The organism is Endozoicomonas sp. SCSIO W0465 (genome assembly GCF_023716865.1).
Taxonomy (GTDB): Bacteria; Pseudomonadota; Gammaproteobacteria; order Pseudomonadales; family Endozoicomonadaceae; genus Endozoicomonas.
Genome location: NZ_CP092417.1, coordinates 6,357,143 through 6,376,068 on the forward strand (window position 1 = coordinate 6,357,143; position 18,926 = coordinate 6,376,068).

General features: G+C 49.0%; 17 protein-coding genes. 9 read left to right on the forward strand and 8 right to left on the reverse strand.

Annotation, left to right across the window (positions count from 1 at the left end):
* Positions 1–49 precede the first annotated feature (49 nt).
* The 3 genes from MJO57_RS28560 to MJO57_RS28570 all read right to left on the reverse strand — a co-directional run bounded on the left by MJO57_RS28560 (position 50) and on the right by MJO57_RS28570 (position 4,759).
* Positions 50–892, reverse strand: coding sequence for a hypothetical protein (locus MJO57_RS28560; RefSeq protein WP_252020612.1), 843 nt, complete (start codon positions 890–892; stop codon positions 50–52).
* 351 nt (positions 893–1,243) lie between these two features.
* Positions 1,244–2,200 (reverse strand): IS1595 family transposase, encoded by a 957-nt coding sequence (locus tag MJO57_RS28565; RefSeq protein ID WP_252017306.1) that lies wholly within the window; start codon positions 2,198–2,200, stop codon positions 1,244–1,246.
* Between the two features lie 330 nt (positions 2,201–2,530).
* Positions 2,531–4,759 (reverse strand): hypothetical protein, encoded by a 2,229-nt coding sequence (locus MJO57_RS28570; RefSeq protein ID WP_252020614.1) that lies wholly within the window; start codon positions 4,757–4,759, stop codon positions 2,531–2,533.
* Positions 4,760–5,053: 294 nt separating this feature from the next.
* Between MJO57_RS28570 and MJO57_RS28575 the strand changes: the two genes are divergently transcribed.
* Both MJO57_RS28575 and MJO57_RS28580 read left to right on the forward strand, forming a co-directional pair.
* Positions 5,054–5,797, forward strand: a complete 744-nt coding sequence (locus tag MJO57_RS28575; protein ID WP_252020616.1) for an outer membrane protein OmpK — start codon at positions 5,054–5,056, stop codon at positions 5,795–5,797.
* A 312-nt stretch (positions 5,798–6,109) separates the two neighbouring features.
* On the forward strand, positions 6,110–6,490 hold the full coding sequence (locus tag MJO57_RS28580; RefSeq protein ID WP_252020618.1) for a hypothetical protein: 381 nt from the start codon (positions 6,110–6,112) through the stop codon (positions 6,488–6,490).
* A gap of 98 nt (positions 6,491–6,588) precedes the next feature.
* Here the strand turns inward: MJO57_RS28580 and MJO57_RS28585 are convergent, their stop codons facing one another.
* The 3 genes from MJO57_RS28585 to MJO57_RS28595 form a co-directional block, all read right to left on the reverse strand.
* Positions 6,589–7,041: an Lrp/AsnC family transcriptional regulator gene (locus MJO57_RS28585; protein WP_252020619.1), complete on the reverse strand. Its 453-nt coding sequence runs from the start codon at positions 7,039–7,041 to the stop codon at positions 6,589–6,591.
* The gene (locus MJO57_RS28590) at positions 7,042–7,941 is read right to left on the reverse strand and encodes an SIS domain-containing protein (protein WP_252020621.1); all 900 of its coding nucleotides are present in this window, start codon (positions 7,939–7,941) and stop codon (positions 7,042–7,044) included.
* A 119-nt stretch (positions 7,942–8,060) separates the two neighbouring features.
* Positions 8,061–8,375, reverse strand: a complete 315-nt coding sequence (locus tag MJO57_RS28595) for a Rieske (2Fe-2S) protein (RefSeq protein WP_252020623.1) — start codon at positions 8,373–8,375, stop codon at positions 8,061–8,063.
* Positions 8,376–8,876: 501 nt separating this feature from the next.
* On the opposite strand from MJO57_RS28595, the gene MJO57_RS28600 reads away from it, so the two are divergent.
* The gene (locus MJO57_RS28600; protein ID WP_252020625.1) at positions 8,877–10,904 is read left to right on the forward strand and encodes a transglycosylase SLT domain-containing protein; all 2,028 of its coding nucleotides are present in this window, start codon (positions 8,877–8,879) and stop codon (positions 10,902–10,904) included.
* 88 nt (positions 10,905–10,992) lie between these two features.
* Entirely contained in the window at positions 10,993–12,228 is a 1,236-nt protein-coding gene (ispG, locus tag MJO57_RS28605) for a flavodoxin-dependent (E)-4-hydroxy-3-methylbut-2-enyl-diphosphate synthase (RefSeq protein ID WP_252020627.1), read from the forward strand.
* 78 nt (positions 12,229–12,306) lie between these two features.
* On the opposite strand, the gene MJO57_RS28610 is transcribed toward ispG, so the two are convergent.
* Positions 12,307–14,598 (reverse strand): penicillin acylase family protein, encoded by a 2,292-nt coding sequence (locus MJO57_RS28610; protein ID WP_252020629.1) that lies wholly within the window; start codon positions 14,596–14,598, stop codon positions 12,307–12,309.
* Positions 14,599–15,062: 464 nt separating this feature from the next.
* On the opposite strand from MJO57_RS28610, the gene MJO57_RS28615 reads away from it, so the two are divergent.
* Positions 15,063–15,464, forward strand: a complete 402-nt coding sequence (locus MJO57_RS28615) for a PPC domain-containing DNA-binding protein (protein ID WP_252020630.1) — start codon at positions 15,063–15,065, stop codon at positions 15,462–15,464.
* Between the two features lie 221 nt (positions 15,465–15,685).
* Here MJO57_RS28615 and MJO57_RS28620 read toward each other — a convergent pair whose 3' ends face one another.
* Positions 15,686–15,883 (reverse strand): hypothetical protein, encoded by a 198-nt coding sequence (locus MJO57_RS28620; RefSeq protein ID WP_252027163.1) that lies wholly within the window; start codon positions 15,881–15,883, stop codon positions 15,686–15,688.
* On the opposite strand from MJO57_RS28620, the gene MJO57_RS28625 reads away from it, so the two are divergent.
* From MJO57_RS28625 to MJO57_RS28640, 4 genes are read left to right on the forward strand one after another with little or no spacing between them, the layout of a single operon-like run.
* Complete coding sequence (locus MJO57_RS28625; protein ID WP_252027135.1) at positions 15,816–16,502, forward strand: SDR family oxidoreductase; 687 nt, start codon at positions 15,816–15,818, stop codon at positions 16,500–16,502. The two genes, MJO57_RS28620 and MJO57_RS28625, sit on opposite strands and share 68 nt — an antisense overlap.
* A 23-nt stretch (positions 16,503–16,525) precedes the next feature.
* Positions 16,526–16,801: a biotin/lipoyl-containing protein gene (locus MJO57_RS28630; RefSeq protein ID WP_252020632.1), complete on the forward strand. Its 276-nt coding sequence runs from the start codon at positions 16,526–16,528 to the stop codon at positions 16,799–16,801.
* A gap of 2 nt (positions 16,802–16,803) precedes the next feature.
* Positions 16,804–17,904: a thiamine pyrophosphate-dependent enzyme gene (locus MJO57_RS28635; protein ID WP_252020634.1), complete on the forward strand. Its 1,101-nt coding sequence runs from the start codon at positions 16,804–16,806 to the stop codon at positions 17,902–17,904.
* Positions 17,885–18,907, forward strand: a complete 1,023-nt coding sequence (locus MJO57_RS28640) for an alpha-ketoacid dehydrogenase subunit beta (protein WP_252020636.1) — start codon at positions 17,885–17,887, stop codon at positions 18,905–18,907. The genes MJO57_RS28635 and MJO57_RS28640 overlap by 20 nt, the downstream gene beginning before the upstream one ends.
* Positions 18,908–18,926 lie beyond the last annotated feature (19 nt).

Here is an 18,926-nt window from a genome sequence, read left to right on the forward strand (position 1 = left end):
CCCGGTCCTGAAGCCATTTCACTGAAGTTTTCAAATTGTGGCAGGTCTATCATTTCAACTGCCACGTCTCTGACGATGCCAGCAAGCCATTGGCGTAAACTGTCGTCTCTATCTGAAGGCGTTGGCCATTAATGACCAGATGACGAACCACTTCGTTCAATATCCCACCCGGACTGTACCCGATCTCTTCTTCCGGTATATCTTTGGTCGGCCTCGACATTCGTTTTCGGCCATCCCCCGGGCGGATACTCTGCACAGGCTGTGTGGTCACTTCATCCACCGGCCGAATCGACGTTACTGGCTGGACAGGCTGTATCGGTAACGGTTGAATAGTGGCCGGTGGCTCTGGCTTCTCTTCTTCCGGTCCGGCCGGTTCAACCTTTCTGACAAAATAACGTTGCAGATAGATCAGCTCAGTTGTACCAATATGCATAATCTCGATATCACCATCGGGCCCGCGACTGTCCATACGAAGGAAACCATCAACCTGGTAAAGGCTGAATTTTTCTGAGTAGCGGCTCTTCCTTTCGGGATTATAAACCTCGGAGCGAAACGTCATTGCTCTGCGGTAATCACCATCAACATCCATGGCAAGACTGGTTCTGCGCTCAACCTGGCGGGCATTGTGCTCACTGCCAACACAGGTGACACGGCGGGCATCCCCCTGCCAACGGCGATCAATTTTCCTGAGAAAGGCCTGAAGGCTTCTCTGCTGAGTTGCCGATAATGGTGCGGCTGTTTTGTCCTCAAAAATACTGTCCCCGGCGATGACGGAAGGTGAGGGTTCATAACAGACCACCGCCTGAGCGGAGGCAGGCGTTATCACAAGCCAGGCAAAAGCAGCCATCAGACACGGTGACAAAGTGCCTCGCCCATAACATAACTTGATCACAAGTACTCCCCCACAGCCAACAACGCAACAACGCACTAGTACATGGTTTCAATGAGTTTGACGGGTTGTCGTTACCATAAGCCTTCCTGATTACCACTGATCGTACGTCATGACACAGGGAAAGATAATTTAAGAATATACGTGCAGCTTTTTATTCTTTATGTCTATAACCCGGTAAAGAAATAATAGAACCTCTCCAGTATTACCGGTGGAGCAGGCATCATGACGGCTTGTTCTCCAGATTATCAACTAAATTCGGTTTCATAACCGCTCCGAACAAGCAAAGACCCACATCATCATTCGAAATAATGATATTAATACGTCAACTGACTTTCAATTATCGGTTGATGGCTAACCCGGTTTCCACTGGACGTCTGGCAGTTTGAGAAGTCGATCCGGCATCGGTGCTGTATTGACTGCAGCCCGACCTAGCCTTGAGATCATTGAAGGCATATCAAAACGCCGGTTAAACCGATAGTTGAACTCTGATAGATAACGGCCCAGATGCTTGGGGTCGAGCTTATGGTAAGTACCGGTAATCGCTGTTTTCACGTTTCCCAGCATGGTATTTACCCAGGTGAACAACTCATTCTCCATGGATGCATGCCCACCACCGGTAATGATGGCTGTGTGCTGGCATCCGGCATCTTCAATACCCCGGAAACAGGACAAGCCATCGCTGACGGCCCGGACACCCTTTTTCAGGGCATGTTCTGCCCACTCCTGAATGGTTTTTCGCCGGAAGTTATCAACGGCATTGAACTTCATGTAGATAGGGTGGTTATCAGCATCTGTCTGAACTGCGGCCACGAAGGGGGCTTTGTTCTCTGAGCCTCTGCCCCGGCGGCCTCCGTGGCGCTCTCCGCCCCAATAGGCGTCATCAATCTGAACAAAACCACTCAACTGCCAGCTGTTATCTCTTTCCATCATGACCTGCATGAGTTTGTGTTTCATGCGCAATGCGGCATTGTAGGAAATGCCAAGTTGTCGATGAAGCGTCAGGCAAGAAATCCCCGCTTTATTCTGGGTGACGAGATAGATACCCAGAAACCAGGTAGCTAGAGGCAGCTTTGTTGAGTCAAAGATAGTGTTACTGGTAAGCGAGGTTTGGCAACGGCAGCAATTGCACTGGAATTCAGCTTTCCGGTGAAGCTTGCAGAAACTGCGGGAGCCACACTTCGGGCATTGGAAGCCATCTGGCCAGCGCCAAGAGGACAGCGCGTTCTCACACTGCTCTTCACTGCCGTAATTAGCCAGAAATTGCATAATGCCAAGGCCTTTTTGGAACTGAATGGTGTTTTTACACATCAGTTTTACCTCCAAAACACATGACTATCGACGTTTATTATAGCAGCTGGCTCACGACGTAGGGTCGGTGGTAATCAGGTAAGCCTTTGCACTCCGTTCGTCCTGAGCCTGTCGAAGGGCGCAAACTCCGGCCCATGATAGATCGTGCCAAACACCCTTCGACTCCGCTCAGGATGAACGGAGATGGTACACGTCAATCTCATTGAAATGGTGCACACGGTTTTAAAACAGTGGAGTGTACGTTGCAGAAAAACAGGGAGCAAATCAAAAATTCCATGCCTTATTAAGGCATGGCTGAATATAGGCTTAAGCGGAAACAACCCGTTTACCTTACCCTGGCAAGATCTGATTCCAGTCACTTATGGTTAGTTTGCTTAAACTGCAGTAAATTGCATTATTTTTCGATTCCATCATAAGCTCACCAACTTGTTTGAAGAAAGCCCCTCCAAGCCCGCCCCTCAAAAACAACGCCAGGTCATCATCAATTGTGTTTTCCTGTGGTGCAAGCAGGGATCTTATCTCTGTATCAGGGGCCGTGTTGCCATAGAACAAGTGCCCAATCATTTTATCCAGCAGACTGTGTTGACCTTCCCCGTCCCCAAAAAAAGACTCGCGCAGGGCATTATCAGGTAAGTCTTTTCGCAGAGCCTGAAATAAAGCGGGAACCAGTCGTGAAAAATTATCACAAATATCACCTGCCAGCTCATTGATATCCATATCGTGAGCAATATTTTCAATATTCACAGGGCACTCGACACTGGCTGCCTTGAGAACTTCAAAGCGCCTGAAAGACAGGGCTGAAAGCTGCAACCTCAGGTTTGGCATATTTAAACCGGAAGTACGATAAGCAATCAGTTTTTCTAAATTCACGCTGTTTCTTCGTAATCCTTTGCCATCTTCTATCAATTTTACCTTGAGGGCTCCGGGAATCGTTCCGGGTAACAGGCTATTGGCCAGAGAAAGGTATGTCAGCCATTCTTGCTGTTCTGCACTCAACAACCCACAGCTATAAGTAATCGATTCCAGCAACCATGGACGAAAGTCTGCTTCGTCAAAATGATTCACTGCAACCATTCCTGCAAACCTGGACACCAAATCCTTCGTTGCTATTGGGGATAACAATGGCCTTAACTTTTTGCACAACTCCAGAGCCACTGAATAGTAGCTGTATGCCTGCAAATCATGGGTGAGGCTTCTGCCAAGCTGCTCAATTCTTGATCTTTCCGTATTGGCAACAGGGCCATGCATTGCAAGGGTGAACTTTTTTTTGGCTGGGGGTGAGCCAGGCAGCTCAGGAAGCGGGGTATCGCCATCCGGCCTTAAAGGAAGATATGCCTTGCCCAGCAGATTCATAAAAGTAGCGCTGTTCGCTCCTTCCTGGATCAGGGGACGGTCAACGCAGCTGATCCATTCAAATAAAGGTTTGGGTACCGGGCCACAGTATAGAAGCTCAACAGGCTCATTAGCAGAACCCAGCCAATCCGTGGTGTTCAAATCATAAAATGGCACCTTCAATGACGCTTGTAACCCCTGAAGCCGTTCAAGGCTTTCCAGCGGACTCAAGATCAAAACAACCGTTTTCTCGAATTCTGAAGTATGGCTTTTCATTGCACCGGAAATCAGTCTCCTGATAATCACATCATGCGCAGGCTCCAGGGCATGATGGTGAATACCATAAACGGGAAGTAAATGAATTCTGCCTTCTTCTGTCTCTCCCAACACCTTTGCCAGACGGGCTCCTCTTGAGTCGCCCTGCATAAGTTCCGAAAGATCCGGTTTTTCAGGCGTGTAAAGGACCTGATAGTTTGCCAGTGATGGCAACTCCAGGTTCTGATGTTCCCCGACATTCCGTTCAATTCTGGGTATCGTATTGGCCCACTTGAAGGGAGGAATAACGATCGCAATTTTCGACTGTAACCATGAGCGATTACCGTTCATAGCCCAGAAGCCAAGCGGTTGTTCCAATGGTCTGTGGTTAATTTTGCAATGATCGTCCAGGTGTTTAAGCGGAATACACTCACACTCCAGGCCAGCATAACGCAGGGCCTGAACATCATCATTACCAGGATTAAATTCTGGAATGAATAACTGCAGTTTTTCCTTCATCTGTTCCCATTTATTGCCATCACCAGCCTTCAGAACCAACTCCACTCTACCTTTAAAGCCAAGATGAGCCAGCCCTCCGATAATACTGAATGCAGCAGTATGATCGCCCTGACCCGGAGCCTCAGCAAGCCCGACCCGGATCACAGGGATAACACCTAACTTTTCCGACAGACTCCTTATGGCCGTATCAACCTTCCTGTTACCTAAAAGGATTTGATCAGTAGATTTTTTCCGGGATTCTTGAACATAACCCGATACATACTCGCTGGCAGCTGCAGCTCTGATGAATGAATGATCTGGTGGTTCAGGGGGACGCTTTCGCCCCCCATCCGGCGATGAATTGATCAAGGTATTGACAGAAAGTGAAGGGTCCACAGCTACATCCGATCGGCAAAAGTGCTTTACTATAGCTCCTGCCTCATACCGCTGCGCTGACAAGCCGGAAAGCAGCACTAACAATCAACCGCTGGTATGGCCTCTCCAGGAGCCTGTCAGACTTAAGACTGTCCTACTGCGGTTGCGATAAATTGGTCTAAAAATTCCTACTTCTTCGTCAAATAGCCCCGCTATTCTCCTCAGAAGCAGAAATTTTTATCCTCAATTTCTCGCAATCCTCGCTACGGACGCTTAAGTCCGACAGGCTCCCTGCCCTTGTCAGGCTCGTTTTAGTACGTATTGCCCATTTTTCATATTGCCTATACAGTCGGTCAACATTTTCCATGCCAATCCTATATACAGAGATGTTCTATGGGCTTCCTGCGTAAATCTACCCTTGCTGCAGCGGTTATTGCTGCGGGCTTCTCAACAGCTGCCAGTGCCGATTACCTGTATGGCTTTGGTAATGTCAGCATCAGCCGTCTCGACTGGACCGACGAAACAGAAGAAGATACCGGTAAAAAAGACTTTACCTTCCTTGAAATTGAAGGTGGTGCTGGCTTTGACTGGGGTGAAGTTTACGGCTTCTTTGATCTGGAAAACCCTCACAAAAAAAATGAAGAATCAGATGGTGATGGCCGCCGTACAGCTATGAAAGGTACTCTGCGCTATTACCTGGGCAGTACACCTTTTAACATCTATGCCCATATTTATGATTTCGACAGTGCTGGCTTCACCGAACAGAATCGCCTACTGGGTGTGGGCTTTAATTACCAAAATGCCAATACCTTCTTCAAGCCGTTTCTGGCCGTCAACAATACCAACACTTCGGCTGGATTCAGCGGTTTTAACGGTTATGTTGCCGGCTGGGTAGCAGGTTATAGCTTCAGCCTGCTGGAGCAGAGCTTTATGGCAACCAACTGGAATGAGTACGAGTTCGATCGTGACACTCAATACGGCAACGTTGGCAAAGATGGCTGGAATGGGGCTGCAGCCCTGTGGTGGAACGCCAATGAAAAAATCACGCTCGGCCTTCAGTATCGCTATGCCGATGACAAACTGGGTTTACCAACGTACCAGGATGGTCTGGTTTACACCCTGAAATACAATCTCTGATTAGCACCAACTGCTTTCTGTCGGTTCGTCAGCCAGGCGAACTGACAGTCAGTCAATTTTTTTTGCCTGAATCATCAAATAAAAAAACAAACGCCCTTCTAATCGACTACATTTCCTAACAGCATTCCTTCCGCAGCGTAAAAAATTCAATTGGAGAGACACATCAGGTCTCAGGAAAAACAGTACAAAGGTCTTATTCCCGGCTGCGGTTATCTGCTGATCCAATAACACTAAATGAATGGTCTGATACCCATGAAGCGTTTGTTGAAATTCATACTTCCGTTATCGCTGTGCTCAATTGCCCCGTTCTCAATGGCCGCTGTCCCCTTTATGGATATGCCTCCGAGCTATGAAGAGGCAACGACTTATACAATTCATCTAAAACCGGGTGATGACAAGGAGATCAATATCAGTGAGTTCTTTCGTCTTTCCAGTGAGGGTTATACGTTAATAAGAATCAAAGTTGCTGGTACCACTCCCAGGGAAAATAGAACAAGACCGGCCCGAATGTACCCGGTTTACCACAATTATACAGCAGAACGAATCCCCCATTGCCGCCTGTTAAGACAGCATGACTATGATGATCATTACCGGGTATTACTGGATAACACCATTTACGAGTCCAATCTCAGTTATGACGATGCCATTTTACTGGTTGGCAAACTGGTATCGGTCAACGCCTGCCGGTTCTGATGGTTGGGAGCATGGCAGTGAGGGGGAGAGTATCTTCTCTACCCTTATGAAGTGCTGGTGCTGGTGCTAAGAAAGAATGGTCAATCTTGCAAAAACACTCACAATGGAAGTGCTGTCGTGTACTTGATCTGTTCCATGGCAAAGCTGGACGTTACATCGGTCAGTCCCTCTACCGTGTTGACCAGCTCCTTGTAGAAACGATCAAATGATTGAATATCTTTCACGACAACCCTGAGCAAATAATCATACTCACCACTCATTCGATAGCATTCAGCAATTTCCGGATAGCTGGCCACCACCTTGCCAAAAGACGCCAGCCATTCGCTATTGTGATGACGGGTTTTAATATGGACAAAAACAGAAACCCCTAATCCAACCTTGTCCGGATTGACCAGAGCGACACGCCCGGTAATATACCCTTCAGCCTCCAGACGCTTAATGCGCTTCCAGCAGGGCGTCGGTGACAAACTGACTTTTTCGGCCAGCTCAGCCAACGAGGGAGTCGTATCCTGCTGCAACTCCCGTAGTATGTTCCGGTCAATTTTATCCATTTAAACGCTGTCAATCGTCAGAAGACCGATCACATTCTGGTCACGATCTTTCACCACCAGCGAATGAATACCCTGCTCTTTCATTAAGAGTCGAGCTTCTTCAGCACTGATATTTTCCTGAACACAGATCGGTGCACCATTCATAATATTTCTTGCCATGATACCCTGCAGGCTCTCGGCACCCGCCAGATTCCGACGCAGGTCACCATCGGTAATAATGCCACACAGCAAATCGCCTTCCATAACCAGACAGTGGTTGGTTCGATGGAGGGTCATCGTCTGCATGACCTGTCTGAGACTGCAATCGGGCGTTACCACCGCCAGGTCACCACGGCGAACCACATCCCGCACCCACACCATTTTCTGATCACTTTGCTGCGCCTCCGGAGAGCTGAACAGGCGTCGGCGAATCAGGGTTTCAGCCAGCAGATCACCCACAGCCAGTAGAACGGTGGTATAGGTCGTGGGGGCCTGCTCTCTGTCTTCACGACTCTCCACTACACTGGCATCGAGCACGATATCGGCCTGCTCAGCAACCGGTCCCGCCGGATCACCGGTAATGGCAATCACTTTATTGCCCATTTGTCGAATGGCCGGATAAAGGCGTAGCAGCTCCTCTGTCCTGCCACTGTAGGACAGCATGATGATAACGTCTCCCGGACCAATCATGCTCAGATTATCTTCCCAGGTTTCAGCAGCATTCAGTATGTGCGTGGACAAACCTGTGGCGTAAAGCGTAGCTGCAATTTTCTGCCCCACCAGACCAGACTGCTTCATACCAAACATGATGGCACGCCCACGACACTCGGCCAGTAGCTCCAAAGCTGCACTGAAGCTACCATTGATTCTGGCTTCCAGCAATTTGAGTGCGTCGATCTGCCCGGCAACACTGTTGCGCATGACGTCATAAACCAGCTGATTTTGGTCTAAATTCATCGTCCATCTCTTCTCATCATTTTCCATCAGTTTGACACAGAGGTGCTGATAGAAAATTGATCAGGAGCATTGATCATGGACGTTTATTTCAGATAGATAATCCCTTCTCTGACTTCACATTCCAGGGCAGTCAGCCTGTCTCCCGGACAAGGCCCGGCAATGCACTCCCCTGTCTCAATCAGAAACTGGGCTCCGTGGGTAGCGCACTGAATCAGCCGCTTTTCAGAATCCAGGAACTGATCCGGCTGCCACTCAAGGTTGATCCCAAAATGCGGGCAACTGTTTTCGTAGACGTAAACCTGATCGCCTTTGCGCACGGCAAAGACATGTCCACGCTCATTCTGGAAACCTTTACAGCCAGGATCCTGAAGTTCATCGATAGAACACAAACGAATCATTACTTCCCCAACCGTTTACGGGTTTGCGTGAAAAGTCGATAAAAGATAATACCACCTTGAAGACCTGTGTATTACTCTTCAGGGGCATGCCATCCTGAGCCTTGGGATGGCTTATTTGCACTACTGGTAAACAGTATTTTTTTAATACTAAAAAATCATAAAAGCATTGCATACTGCCGGAAAGTCTGCGTTCGGCGCAGTCTGGGGAACAGCGATTTTTTGCCTGTTTCAGTGCTATACCCTGGTATCAATCTGCCGATTGATTGTTACAGGCTTGCAAAATATTACCATGTTGAAGTTGAGGGTTGAGGGTTGAGGGTTGAGGGTTGAAAATGTAGAGAGTAGAGAGAAGTGCCATGAAACGTTCATCAAATGTCACTAACCGGTAACATAAATGGTTTCACATGGTTGCAGAGCTTTTATCACGGCTATCACAGGAAGAGTAAAACAGGACGTTTTACGCCGTCATTAACAGGGATCATACAGATTGAAGCTTTTGTTATGCTGAAGAAATTATCTCATTGCTTACTCTTTTTTTCATTGCTCTCATCACTGCTGCTGCCGCAATACAGCCTGGGCAATGTGTTAGAACGGCAGCAAATGCTCTTCAAACATATCGAAAAAGCACTGAAGACCGGCAATTATCAGCTTTACGAAAATTATCGCTCCGAACTCAGTGACTACCCTCTGGCCCCCTACCTTGAGTATCTCAGCCTCGCAGACTATCTCAATCGGATAAACCAGAGTGATATTGACCAGTTTGCCCGCCGCTTCCCTGATTTACCTCAAACCGAACAGCTCCAGCAGCGATGGCTGCGCCACCTGGCCAGTAACAAGCGATGGACAGCCTATCTCGCTGCCTATCAGCAGAATGATGGCGGTCGCTATCAGTGCCTGAAAGGCATAGCCCTGCAACAACTGGGCTATACAGAACAAGCCTGGCAGGAAGCAAAAGCCCTCTGGTTAACGGGAAATTCACAACACAGGGCCTGCGATCCCTTATTTGAAAGCTGGAAAACAGCTGGAGAATTGACCCAAAGCCTGATCCTTGCCCGCTTCTGGATGGCTGTAGAGCAAAACAACCTGTCTCTGGCACGCTATCTGAATGATTCCATTATTGATGTGTCGTTCAAGGTATCAACCGAGCTGTTCTGGGAAGTACACAAGCATCCTGAACTGCTTCATACCGCCCGCTTTAACGGTGACCTGAAGCATCAGCGAATCATTATGATTCATGGCATCAAGAAACTCATTGCCAAGGACCTGAACCTTGCCGTCAGTACCTGGTTAACCATGCGTGACAACCATCCGTTTTCTCTGGAGCAGCGTTCAGTGGTTGACCAGAAGATGGCGATGAAAGCTGCCAAGAACTTTGTTCAGAACGCCGAAGAGATCATCTCCAGCATTGATCCCGACTTTCATTACCACAAGGTTACTGAGTGGCGAATCAGACTGGCACTGGCCGATCAGGATTGGGAAAGAGTCCTGATATTGATGGAACACCTGCCCACTGCCATCAGAAACAACAGCCGCTGGCGCTATTGGCACGAGGTTGCCCTCCTGAAGTTTCAGGAAGAAAGCTATCAGATGGTGGGGATGCCATTCCCGGGTAAATCCACTCTGCTGAAAACGCCAACGCTCAGGGCACTTGGCCAGGAAAGGAACTTTTATGCCTTTTTGGTGGCAGACCTGAAAGGACAACCCTTTCAGCTGAACCATCAGCAGAAAGCATTCCGCCAGCAGGATCTGCAGAAGCTCAAGCGCTATTACCCCGGCTTTAAGCGGATTCGTGAGTGGATTCACCATAAGCGGTTTTATAATGCCCAAATGGAGATTAACCGAATAACCCCGAGTCTGGATAAAACACAGAAACAGTTAATACCTTATCTCGCCCATCAATGGGAATGGCATCATCAGGCCATTATGGCAGCTGCCCGCGCAACGCTCTGGGACGATCTTAACCTTCGCTTCCCGGCACCGGATGCTGAGATTTTCAGTGCACAGGCAGAAAAACGTGAGCTTGATTATCCGTGGGTTCTGGCCATTGCCCGTCAGGAAAGTGCCTTTCACCCCATGGCGCGCTCCAGCGCTGGCGCAATGGGATTAATGCAGCTGATGCCGGCAACCGCAAAACAGGCGGCCAGACAGGCAGGAATAACGTATCGAAATAAATCAGAACTCCTTAAACCAGAAATCAATATTGCCCTGGGAACTACCCATCTGGCCTGGTTGTCCAAACGGTTTGAAAACAGTCGAATTCTGGCAACTGCAGCCTATAATGCCGGCAGTACTCCGGTAAAACGCTGGTTGAAGCATAGAGGGCATTTGCCACTGGATATCTGGATTGAGACCATACCCTATGATGAAACCCGCAAATACGTCCAGAATGTCATGGCTTATCGGGTGATTTACAGCCTATTGGAAAACCAGCCTGCACGCATGCTTTCATCCCGGGAGATGGCGTCCATCAGCCTTAAAAGCCTGCAGGAGTCCACGGTCATTGCCCAGAGAGGCAATGGAAAACCATGATAGAATGCTTCGGTTTTCGCTCAGGAAAATTTATCAGGTTCTGATACACTGATTGGTTCGAAATCGTATTACTTGGAGAACAACGTTTATGGACAGGCGTCATAAAACCCATGCTGTTCAGGTTGGACACGTCACCATTGGCGGTGACGCTCCCATTGTGGTTCAGTCAATGACGGACACTGATACTGCTGATGTCCAGAGAACCATTGACCAGATCCGTCTGCTGGCGGATGCAGGCTCTGAAATCGTTCGCGTAACGGTGAATACGGAAGAGGCTGCAGCTGCAATCCCGGCTATTTATGAAGGACTGGCGAGACACAACTGTAATGTACCGATCGTCGGGGACTTCCATTACAACGGTCACCTGCTGCTGACCAAGTATGATGAAACCGCCAGACTGTTGCATAAATACAGAATTAACCCCGGCAATGTCGGCTTTGGCAATAAGAAAGATGACCGCTTTAATGCCATGATTGACGTTGCCATTAAATACGATAAACCAGTGCGCATCGGTGTTAATTGGGGCAGCCTTGACAAAGAGCTCTCAACCCAGCTGATGGATGAAAATGCCAGATCCGCTAATCCGAGACCCTCTCAGGAAATACTCCATGAAGCACTGGTGCTGTCTTCTCTGACCAGTGCCGACGCTGCCGTTGAGCGTGGCCTTGGAGCCGACAAAATCGTCATCTCCTGTAAGGTTTCCCGGGTGCAGGATTTGATCAGAGTTTACCAGATGCTGGCTGATCGTTGTGAGTACGCCCTGCACCTTGGATTGACCGAAGCCGGTATGGGCAGTAAGGGTATCGTGGCATCCAGTGTTGCCATGGGCATTCTTCTGCAGCAGGGTATCGGTAACACTATCCGGACTTCCCTGACACCGGAGCCCGGGGCCTCCCGGGATAAAGAGGTGATTGTATCCCAGCAGATCCTTCAGGCTCTGGACGTTCGCAGTTTTGCTCCGGAAGTCACCGCCTGTCCCGGCTGTGGCCGTACCACCAGTACCTTCTTCCGGGTTCTGACGGATGAAGTAGATGGTTTCCTGCGCAGTAAAATGGTGAATTGGCGTCACCAGTATGTCGGCGTGGAGAATATGAAGGTTGCCGTGATGGGCTGCGTGGTTAATGGTCCGGGCGAGAGTAAGCATGCCAACATCGGTATCAGCCTGCCCGGTACTGGTGAAGCACCTTCTGCCCCGGTATTTGTCGATGGCGAGAAGTACACCACATTAAAAGGTGAAAATATCGCTGAAGACTATAAAAAGCTAATCGAAGAGTATGTCCAGAAAACCTATGCTCCCCGGGAAAAACTGATCGCCAGTCATTGATACGACAGAGCCACCCTTCGGTGGTGGCTTCACTTTCAGCTTTGTCCTGATAGGTCTTCTACTTCAACTTACAGAGATTTAAGGCGTCAGAGTCAGGGTGTACCTTGTATCACCCGGTAAGAAGGGGCTGGCCTTTCCTTCCACCCAATCCATATAGCCCGCCGTAAAGAAAGGAGAGAGAGGGTGACCGCTCTGACCACCCGGCATGTGAAAAATTGCGTCGTCTTCACGTCCGGGAGAAATTACCATCCGTTCAGATACCCCCTGATCGGCACGCTGGGCCTTGGGCATCCAGACATCACCTGAGAGAGGCACGGCGGGCATATCCAGCAATTTGCCAAAAACCGGGATGGCATTACTCAACGGGTGTCGAATGTCAGCTGTATTCCTCTGTCCCCAGGTGGCACTGGCCAGCTGATCAACGCCTCCAAGATCATTTACTATCTCATCTACGGTTTCAACCAGTAACTCATCCCAATTTTCGTACTGAGAACTCAGCCAGTTTATCGGGCGCTCTTCCAGAAGACGCCATATCATTTCGCTTTCATGGTTCAACTTCTGCATAAAGCCATCTTCTACATCATCTCTGGCTTCTGGAGCAAGGGACAGAAAATAGCGCCCCAGCGACGACATGATCTTTAGTTTAAGCGCATCATTATACTCACGGACCAAACGGTATCCAACGTCGTCTATTCCAGCGTGTCCGGACCAGTTTTTCACATAATGATAAAACTTCTGCCGGGCAGGATTCCCTTCCATAACCTCTTCCGTGAGGGTGTCGAGAATCAGATGCCGCCAGTTATCCATATAGATGGCGCGATGGTCCAGGGCAATCTCCAACAAAGCCTGTTCATCAGCCCTGTCAAGTGCCATTAAAGCATCTCGAATCTGCATCTGCCGGGGTCCGAGTGCATACCCACCATTGCCCATCTTGTCGTAGTCATCGCCGCTGACGATACGGGCATTGGCAGTCCAGACTCTGTTATCCACAGGGTTATATACGCGGGGATAATGCACATCAGGAAGCCAGCCATCCCAATTATCATCAGCCTGCTGCCAGGGCAGGGGATAGGTGGAATCGATACCTGAACGGTTTGGAATCTGCCCGGCAACAGTCCAGCCGATATTGCCTTCACGGTCACCCACGGTAAAATTCTGTGGCGGAATTCCGCTACGGTTGGCAATGGCCATTCCCTGTTTTACGTTGTGGGCAACTTCCAAATTCACCAGATTAACATTGGTTGCCTCCGGACGATGTGCAGTCCAACGCAGAGCATATTGCGTATTGTCATAAACTGAATCAACAACCGGCCCCCAATGGGTTCCTGAATAGTCAACGATGGCCGGTGCCTGGCCTTTGATATTGATGGTTTCAGTCCAGCGCTCAAGCGGTTTCGGGCCGTCATGGGTCATGTACTGACCATCATTAATATCCAGCTCCACCAGATCTACCCAGTCACCAGCAGTATTGGTAAAACCCCAGGCCATATGGGTATTACTGCCAACCACAATAAAAGGGGTTCCCGGCAATGTTACTCCGGTGACGCTGACTTTTTCCTGCGGCTTGTCTGGATGTGGATAACTTAAAGAAGCTCGATACCAGATCGTAGGCACCCGATGACTCAGGTGCATATCATCCTGAATAATGGCAGCACCATGTTCCGTTAACTGCCCGGAAACCGCCCAGTTATTACTCCCGATAAGGCTATCTTCCAGGGTAGTCCCACCCAGGTTGGCATAGAGTTTTGCATCCTGGCTGCGCAGGTCAACCAGCTCTGCCCCCGGGATTGGCCTATCCGACAACTCATCGGGTTGCATCGGTGAATCCCAGCGGGTTTTCAATGGAGAGAGAAAATCAATAACTTCAGGTACCGTTACCCGGCTAAGGAAGCCTTTCAGGTTGTCCAGTTTGACCTCATCATCATTGAGGTCCATATACATGCTGAAGATCGACAGATAGGAATCCTCATTTCTCCATGGCTGGGGCTCTATCCCAAGGAGCAGGTATTCAAAAGGCTTCTGTCCAATGTCTTCCAGTCCCTGATTTACACCATGGGTGTAGGCATCCAGCAGAGCCTGATGCTCAGCAGTCATTATCTCTACCGCCTGTTGGGCCACGTGGCGGAAACGATGTTTTCTCTGACGTTTATCGTGATCAAGAGCCAACTCACCGACCAGTTCAGACAGCTCACCGGCAGAGTTGCGTCGATTCAAATCCATCTGAAAGAATCGCTCCTGGGCATGGAGATACCCGGTAGCAAAAGCTACATCCTTACGGCCACTGCCGGATATTAAAGGAACTCCCCGGGCATCCCGCTCAATCGTAACCGAAGCACTCAACGAAGGGGCCTTCACTTCGCCTTCCAGCACTGGAAGACTCTGACGAAGTAGAACAAAAACCGTAAGAATGATTAGCAGGGATATTGATACAAGAAGAAAAAAACCTCTTCTTAACCAGATCAGCATTGATGCTACTCCATTGTTCTTATTATATGAGGCTGGAAACATAACACAGTTTTACCGGGCAGCCCATTGAATCGTAAAGCCAACGCTGGAACAACTCTGGCCATATGCAGACACTCTAAATACATGTTCAGCCTTCATCAAAACAGCAACCTATTGCTGCAAATATTATCACTTTATCCAAAGTTATAAATCCCGATGGAATATTCACCATTTTAAATGGTGCTAACCCACTAATTACTGGGTATGACGCCTGAGTTCCCTCACCTCAGCTAAAAAGGAAAAGTTACTGCCAAGAGGCTGCCATTGTAATCAAAGCAAAGCATTTATATTACCATTGTCCATTTCTTCTGGCTGGAATCGATAAATCAATGAGTATTTCCATAGTAGCAACGCGTCTGACCCAGGGCGCTGACCTGAAAATAACCGTACAGGACCTCGTTAATAAGCACGGCATTTCAGCAGGTTCACTGGCATCCTGTGTTGGCTGCCTATCCAAAATAAACCTTCGTCTTGCGGGTGCCGAAACTACGTTAGTTGCTGAAGGATCTTTTGAGATCGTCTCTATTATGGGAACGCTGACACCAGATCATCAGCATATCCACGTTGCTATAGCTGATAGTAAAGGACATGTTTTTGGAGGACACCTGTTAGAAGGCAATATTGTTGATAGTACAGCAGAGGTGATTATTCACAGTTATCCACAGTTGAACTTCTCTAGAGCCTTCGATCCATGCACAGGTTACACTGAGCTTGTCATCGATAAGCATTAGTTTCCGATCAAATGCATCATCTGAAGTGATTGTGCTCCGCTGCTGTTGATATTGAAAAGGCAGCCTATGAGAACGATTTTGACAGGGTCGCAATTCTATTCCTGTTTTAGATTCCACCCTTGAAAAAACAATACAAGTACTCCGGGAAGGTGAATGACTCTGAGGAAAGATCCAAATAGGTCAACCTGCGTAACATTTCAGCCTGACCGGATAGATTTTTGCTAAAGTTCTACTTGTGTCGTTTGCATGCTGTTTGCCAATATCTGAGGGTACAAGATGATATTGTTAAACGAACGTCGTATATGGATAACTGGTGCATCATCGGGAATTGGCAGAGCCTGCGCCATCAGAATGGCCGGTTTCGGCGCAAAGGTTGCCCTTTCCGCCAGGAACTGTGAAGCACTTGAGGAGATTGCCATTCGCTTTCCTCCCGGGCAGTGTTTGGTCATACCTTTTGATGTAACGGAGCCGAAGGCACATTTTTCAGCTGCAAAACAGATTATGGAACGCTGGGATGGGCTGGATACAGTATTTCTGAACGCAGGAATCAGTACCGTTGAGACATTTTCCGGCGATCAATGCACCCGCATGATGCAAACCAACTTTTTAGGCATGGCCTACGGCATTGAAGCGGCCCTTCCTCTATTAAGAAAGTCCTCAGATCCGCATTTGGTGGGTATGTCAAGCATTGCCGCTTACATCGGTATGCCACAATTGTCTGTCTATTGTGCGACAAAATCGGCCTGTCGTACTCTGCTTCAGGGACTTCGGATGGATTTTAAACCGGAAGGCATCAAAGTCACTATTGTCTGCCCCGGTTTTGTTAAAACTCCAATGACTGACCGGCATGATTTTATGATGCCATTTCTGCTCAATGTTGAAGATGCTGCCCGTATTATTGTTGCAGGAATTGCCCGACAGAAAGCTGCTATTGTCTTCCCGGCGATGGTCAGCATCGTTTTCAAACTCTTGTCCTGCCTGCCAGAATCAACATCCAGTCGTTTGCTGAACTGGCTTGCGCCTACCCATATCCGCTGACGGCAGCAATCATAGATAACACGATGAATGAATTTTATTTACCCGACCTGGGAGAGGGTATCGCCAATGTCGAAATTGCCGCCTGGCATATCGCCCCGGGTGAACACATTCAGATGGACCAGAATATGGTTACTGTGGTAACGGATAAAGCCATAGTGGATATTCCTGCCCCCTACACTGGCCGGATCAGGTCTATACATGGTGCGGTCAACGATACCATCGTCACAGGAAGCCTTCTGGTGGAATACGAAACGATTGACGCTCCCCGTTATGGCTATAACCCAGAATATGACCTGTAACCATGCACCATACTGACCAGTTTACCGAAATTGCCTCGTTTACCATCAAACGTCGAAGTTGCCTTAACCCCAACGGAGAACTGCTGACTGAGCGTGATGTTCAGCCAGATATGCCGCGGTGGATAGCTATCTACAAAGGCATGTTATTAACGCGACTGTTCGAGCAAAAAGCCGTCAGACTTCAACGGACCGGTCGATTGGGTATTTTTGCTACAGCCTTTGGCCAGGAAGCCATTACTGTTACTCTTGGCCATACGATGGAGAAAGAAGACCTGCTTTGTCCCTACTATCGGGATACGGGAGCCCTGCTCCAGAGGGGGGTCACAATGGATGAGTTGTTACTGTATTGGGGTGGAGATGAGCGGGGATCACTATTTCACAATGACAGTGATGACTTTCCCATCGCCATTATGGTGGCCAGTCAGTGTCTGCACGCGGCTGGCGTCGCCAAGGCATTTCAACTGCGTCGGCAGCAACGTGCGGTCATCGCCTCTTGTGGTGATGGCGCCACATCCCGGGGAGATTTTTATGAAGCACTGAATCTTGCCGGTGTGTGGCAACTGCCTCTGGTGTTTGTTATCAACAATAATCAATGGGCAATCTCAGTTCCTCTGGAACAGCAGACCGCTGCCCGAACGTTGGCTCAAAAAGCCCTGGCTGCTGAGGTGAGCTGTGAGCAAGTCGATGGCAATGATTGCATGGCCATATATTACGCCATCCGCGAAGCGCTTGATAAAGCCAGAAATAACGGTGGTCCCACTCTGATTGAGGCATTAACCTATCGGGTGCATGAACATTCCACCGCAGATTCTCCTGAGTATTATCGCAACGATGAACAACAACGGGTTGCCAAACGAGCCCTGACACTTGATCCTGTGCGTAGATTATCCCGTTTTCTTCGGTCACAGCGGCAGTGGAATGACTGTCTGGAAAACCAGTGGCTCAGGACATGCCGTATATTCATTGAAAAAGCAGTCACCCGTTACCTGAGCGTTTCTGCAGACACGCCAGAAAGCATTTTTCGCTACAATTATGCCTCCTGGCCAGAGGTACTGGTTGCACAGGTAGCAGAGTTGAACGACGATGATCAATCAAACGCCTGAAACCATGGTCAATGCCATTAATCGTGCTCTATGTGATGCCATGACCCATGACCAGGATATCGTCCTTCTGGGCGAGGATATAGCTGCCAAGGGAGGTGTATTTGGTGTTACCCGTGGCTTGCTGGCAGACTTTGGGCCAGAGCGGGTTATTGATACGCCACTGGCTGAAGTTATGTTGGCCGGTATCAGTGTTGGGCTGGCCAGCCAGGGCATAAAACCCGTTGTGGAGTTCCAGTTTTCCGGATTTATCCTGGCAGCTTTGGAACAAATTGCCTGCCATGCTGCCCGTCTGCGCAGCCGGACCCGGGGCAGACTGAGCTGCCCGGTAGTTTTTCGAGCGCCATATGGCGGCGGCATTCATGGGCCTGAGCACCATTGCGAAAGCCCTGAGGCGCTGTTCGCTCATCTGCCGGGGCTTCGGGTTGTTATACCATCGTCGCCAGCAAAAGCTTATAGTTTGCTGTTGTCGTCCATTGCAGACCCTGACCCGGTGATTTTCCTGGAGCCCAAAAGAGTCTACCGAACTATTCGTGAACCTCTCCCCCCAACCAATACCCATTATCCGCTGGATCGCTGTTTTATCCTGCGTTACGGAAGAGATGTAACACTGATCAGCTGGGGGGCATTAATTCAGGAAACTCTGACCGCAGAAGCGCAATTGCAGCAACAGGGCATTCACTGCGACGTCATTGATGTGGCCACAATAAAACCCCTTGATATAGATACCATTGCCCAATCCGTCCGTAAAACTGGTCGCTGTCTGATTATTCACGAAGCCGTGCGAACTGGTGGAGTGGGGGCTGAAATTGCGGCACAGATCAGCACACTGGCTTTTCCACACCTGAAAACCCCGCCAATACGCAAGGCAGGTTTCGATGTTATCACCCCTTACTGTCGCCTGGAGCCCCATTTTATGATTCAACCAGAGCATATTGTTCAGTCAGTGATCCAGCTAATGAACGACGACGTAATAAAAAAGGGGCTTTTACAGGTTGGCGGATGAAAAGTGAGGGGTTGCAACA

Coding starts and splice junctions, on each gene's coding strand:
- MJO57_RS28590 (WP_252020621.1), bottom strand. CDS start 7,941: ATGCGCAACAGTGTTGCCGGGCAGATCGACGCACTCAAATTGCTGGAA.
- MJO57_RS28595 (WP_252020623.1), bottom strand. CDS start 8,375: ATGATTCGTTTGTGTTCTATCGATGAACTTCAGGATCCTGGCTGTAAA.
- MJO57_RS28600 (WP_252020625.1), top strand. CDS start 8,877: ATGCTGAAGAAATTATCTCATTGCTTACTCTTTTTTTCATTGCTCTCA.
- MJO57_RS28565 (WP_252017306.1), bottom strand. CDS start 2,200: ATGTGTAAAAACACCATTCAGTTCCAAAAAGGCCTTGGCATTATGCAA.
- MJO57_RS28625 (WP_252027135.1), top strand. CDS start 15,816: ATGGCCGGTTTCGGCGCAAAGGTTGCCCTTTCCGCCAGGAACTGTGAA.
- MJO57_RS28585 (WP_252020619.1), bottom strand. CDS start 7,041: ATGGATAAAATTGACCGGAACATACTACGGGAGTTGCAGCAGGATACG.
- MJO57_RS28630 (WP_252020632.1), top strand. CDS start 16,526: ATGAATGAATTTTATTTACCCGACCTGGGAGAGGGTATCGCCAATGTC.
- MJO57_RS28640 (WP_252020636.1), top strand. CDS start 17,885: ATGATCAATCAAACGCCTGAAACCATGGTCAATGCCATTAATCGTGCT.
- MJO57_RS28615 (WP_252020630.1), top strand. CDS start 15,063: ATGAGTATTTCCATAGTAGCAACGCGTCTGACCCAGGGCGCTGACCTG.
- ispG (WP_252020627.1), top strand. CDS start 10,993: ATGGACAGGCGTCATAAAACCCATGCTGTTCAGGTTGGACACGTCACC.
- MJO57_RS28620 (WP_252027163.1), bottom strand. CDS start 15,883: ATGGCAATCTCCTCAAGTGCTTCACAGTTCCTGGCGGAAAGGGCAACC.
- MJO57_RS28575 (WP_252020616.1), top strand. CDS start 5,054: ATGGGCTTCCTGCGTAAATCTACCCTTGCTGCAGCGGTTATTGCTGCG.
- MJO57_RS28635 (WP_252020634.1), top strand. CDS start 16,804: ATGCACCATACTGACCAGTTTACCGAAATTGCCTCGTTTACCATCAAA.
- MJO57_RS28580 (WP_252020618.1), top strand. CDS start 6,110: ATGGCCGCTGTCCCCTTTATGGATATGCCTCCGAGCTATGAAGAGGCA.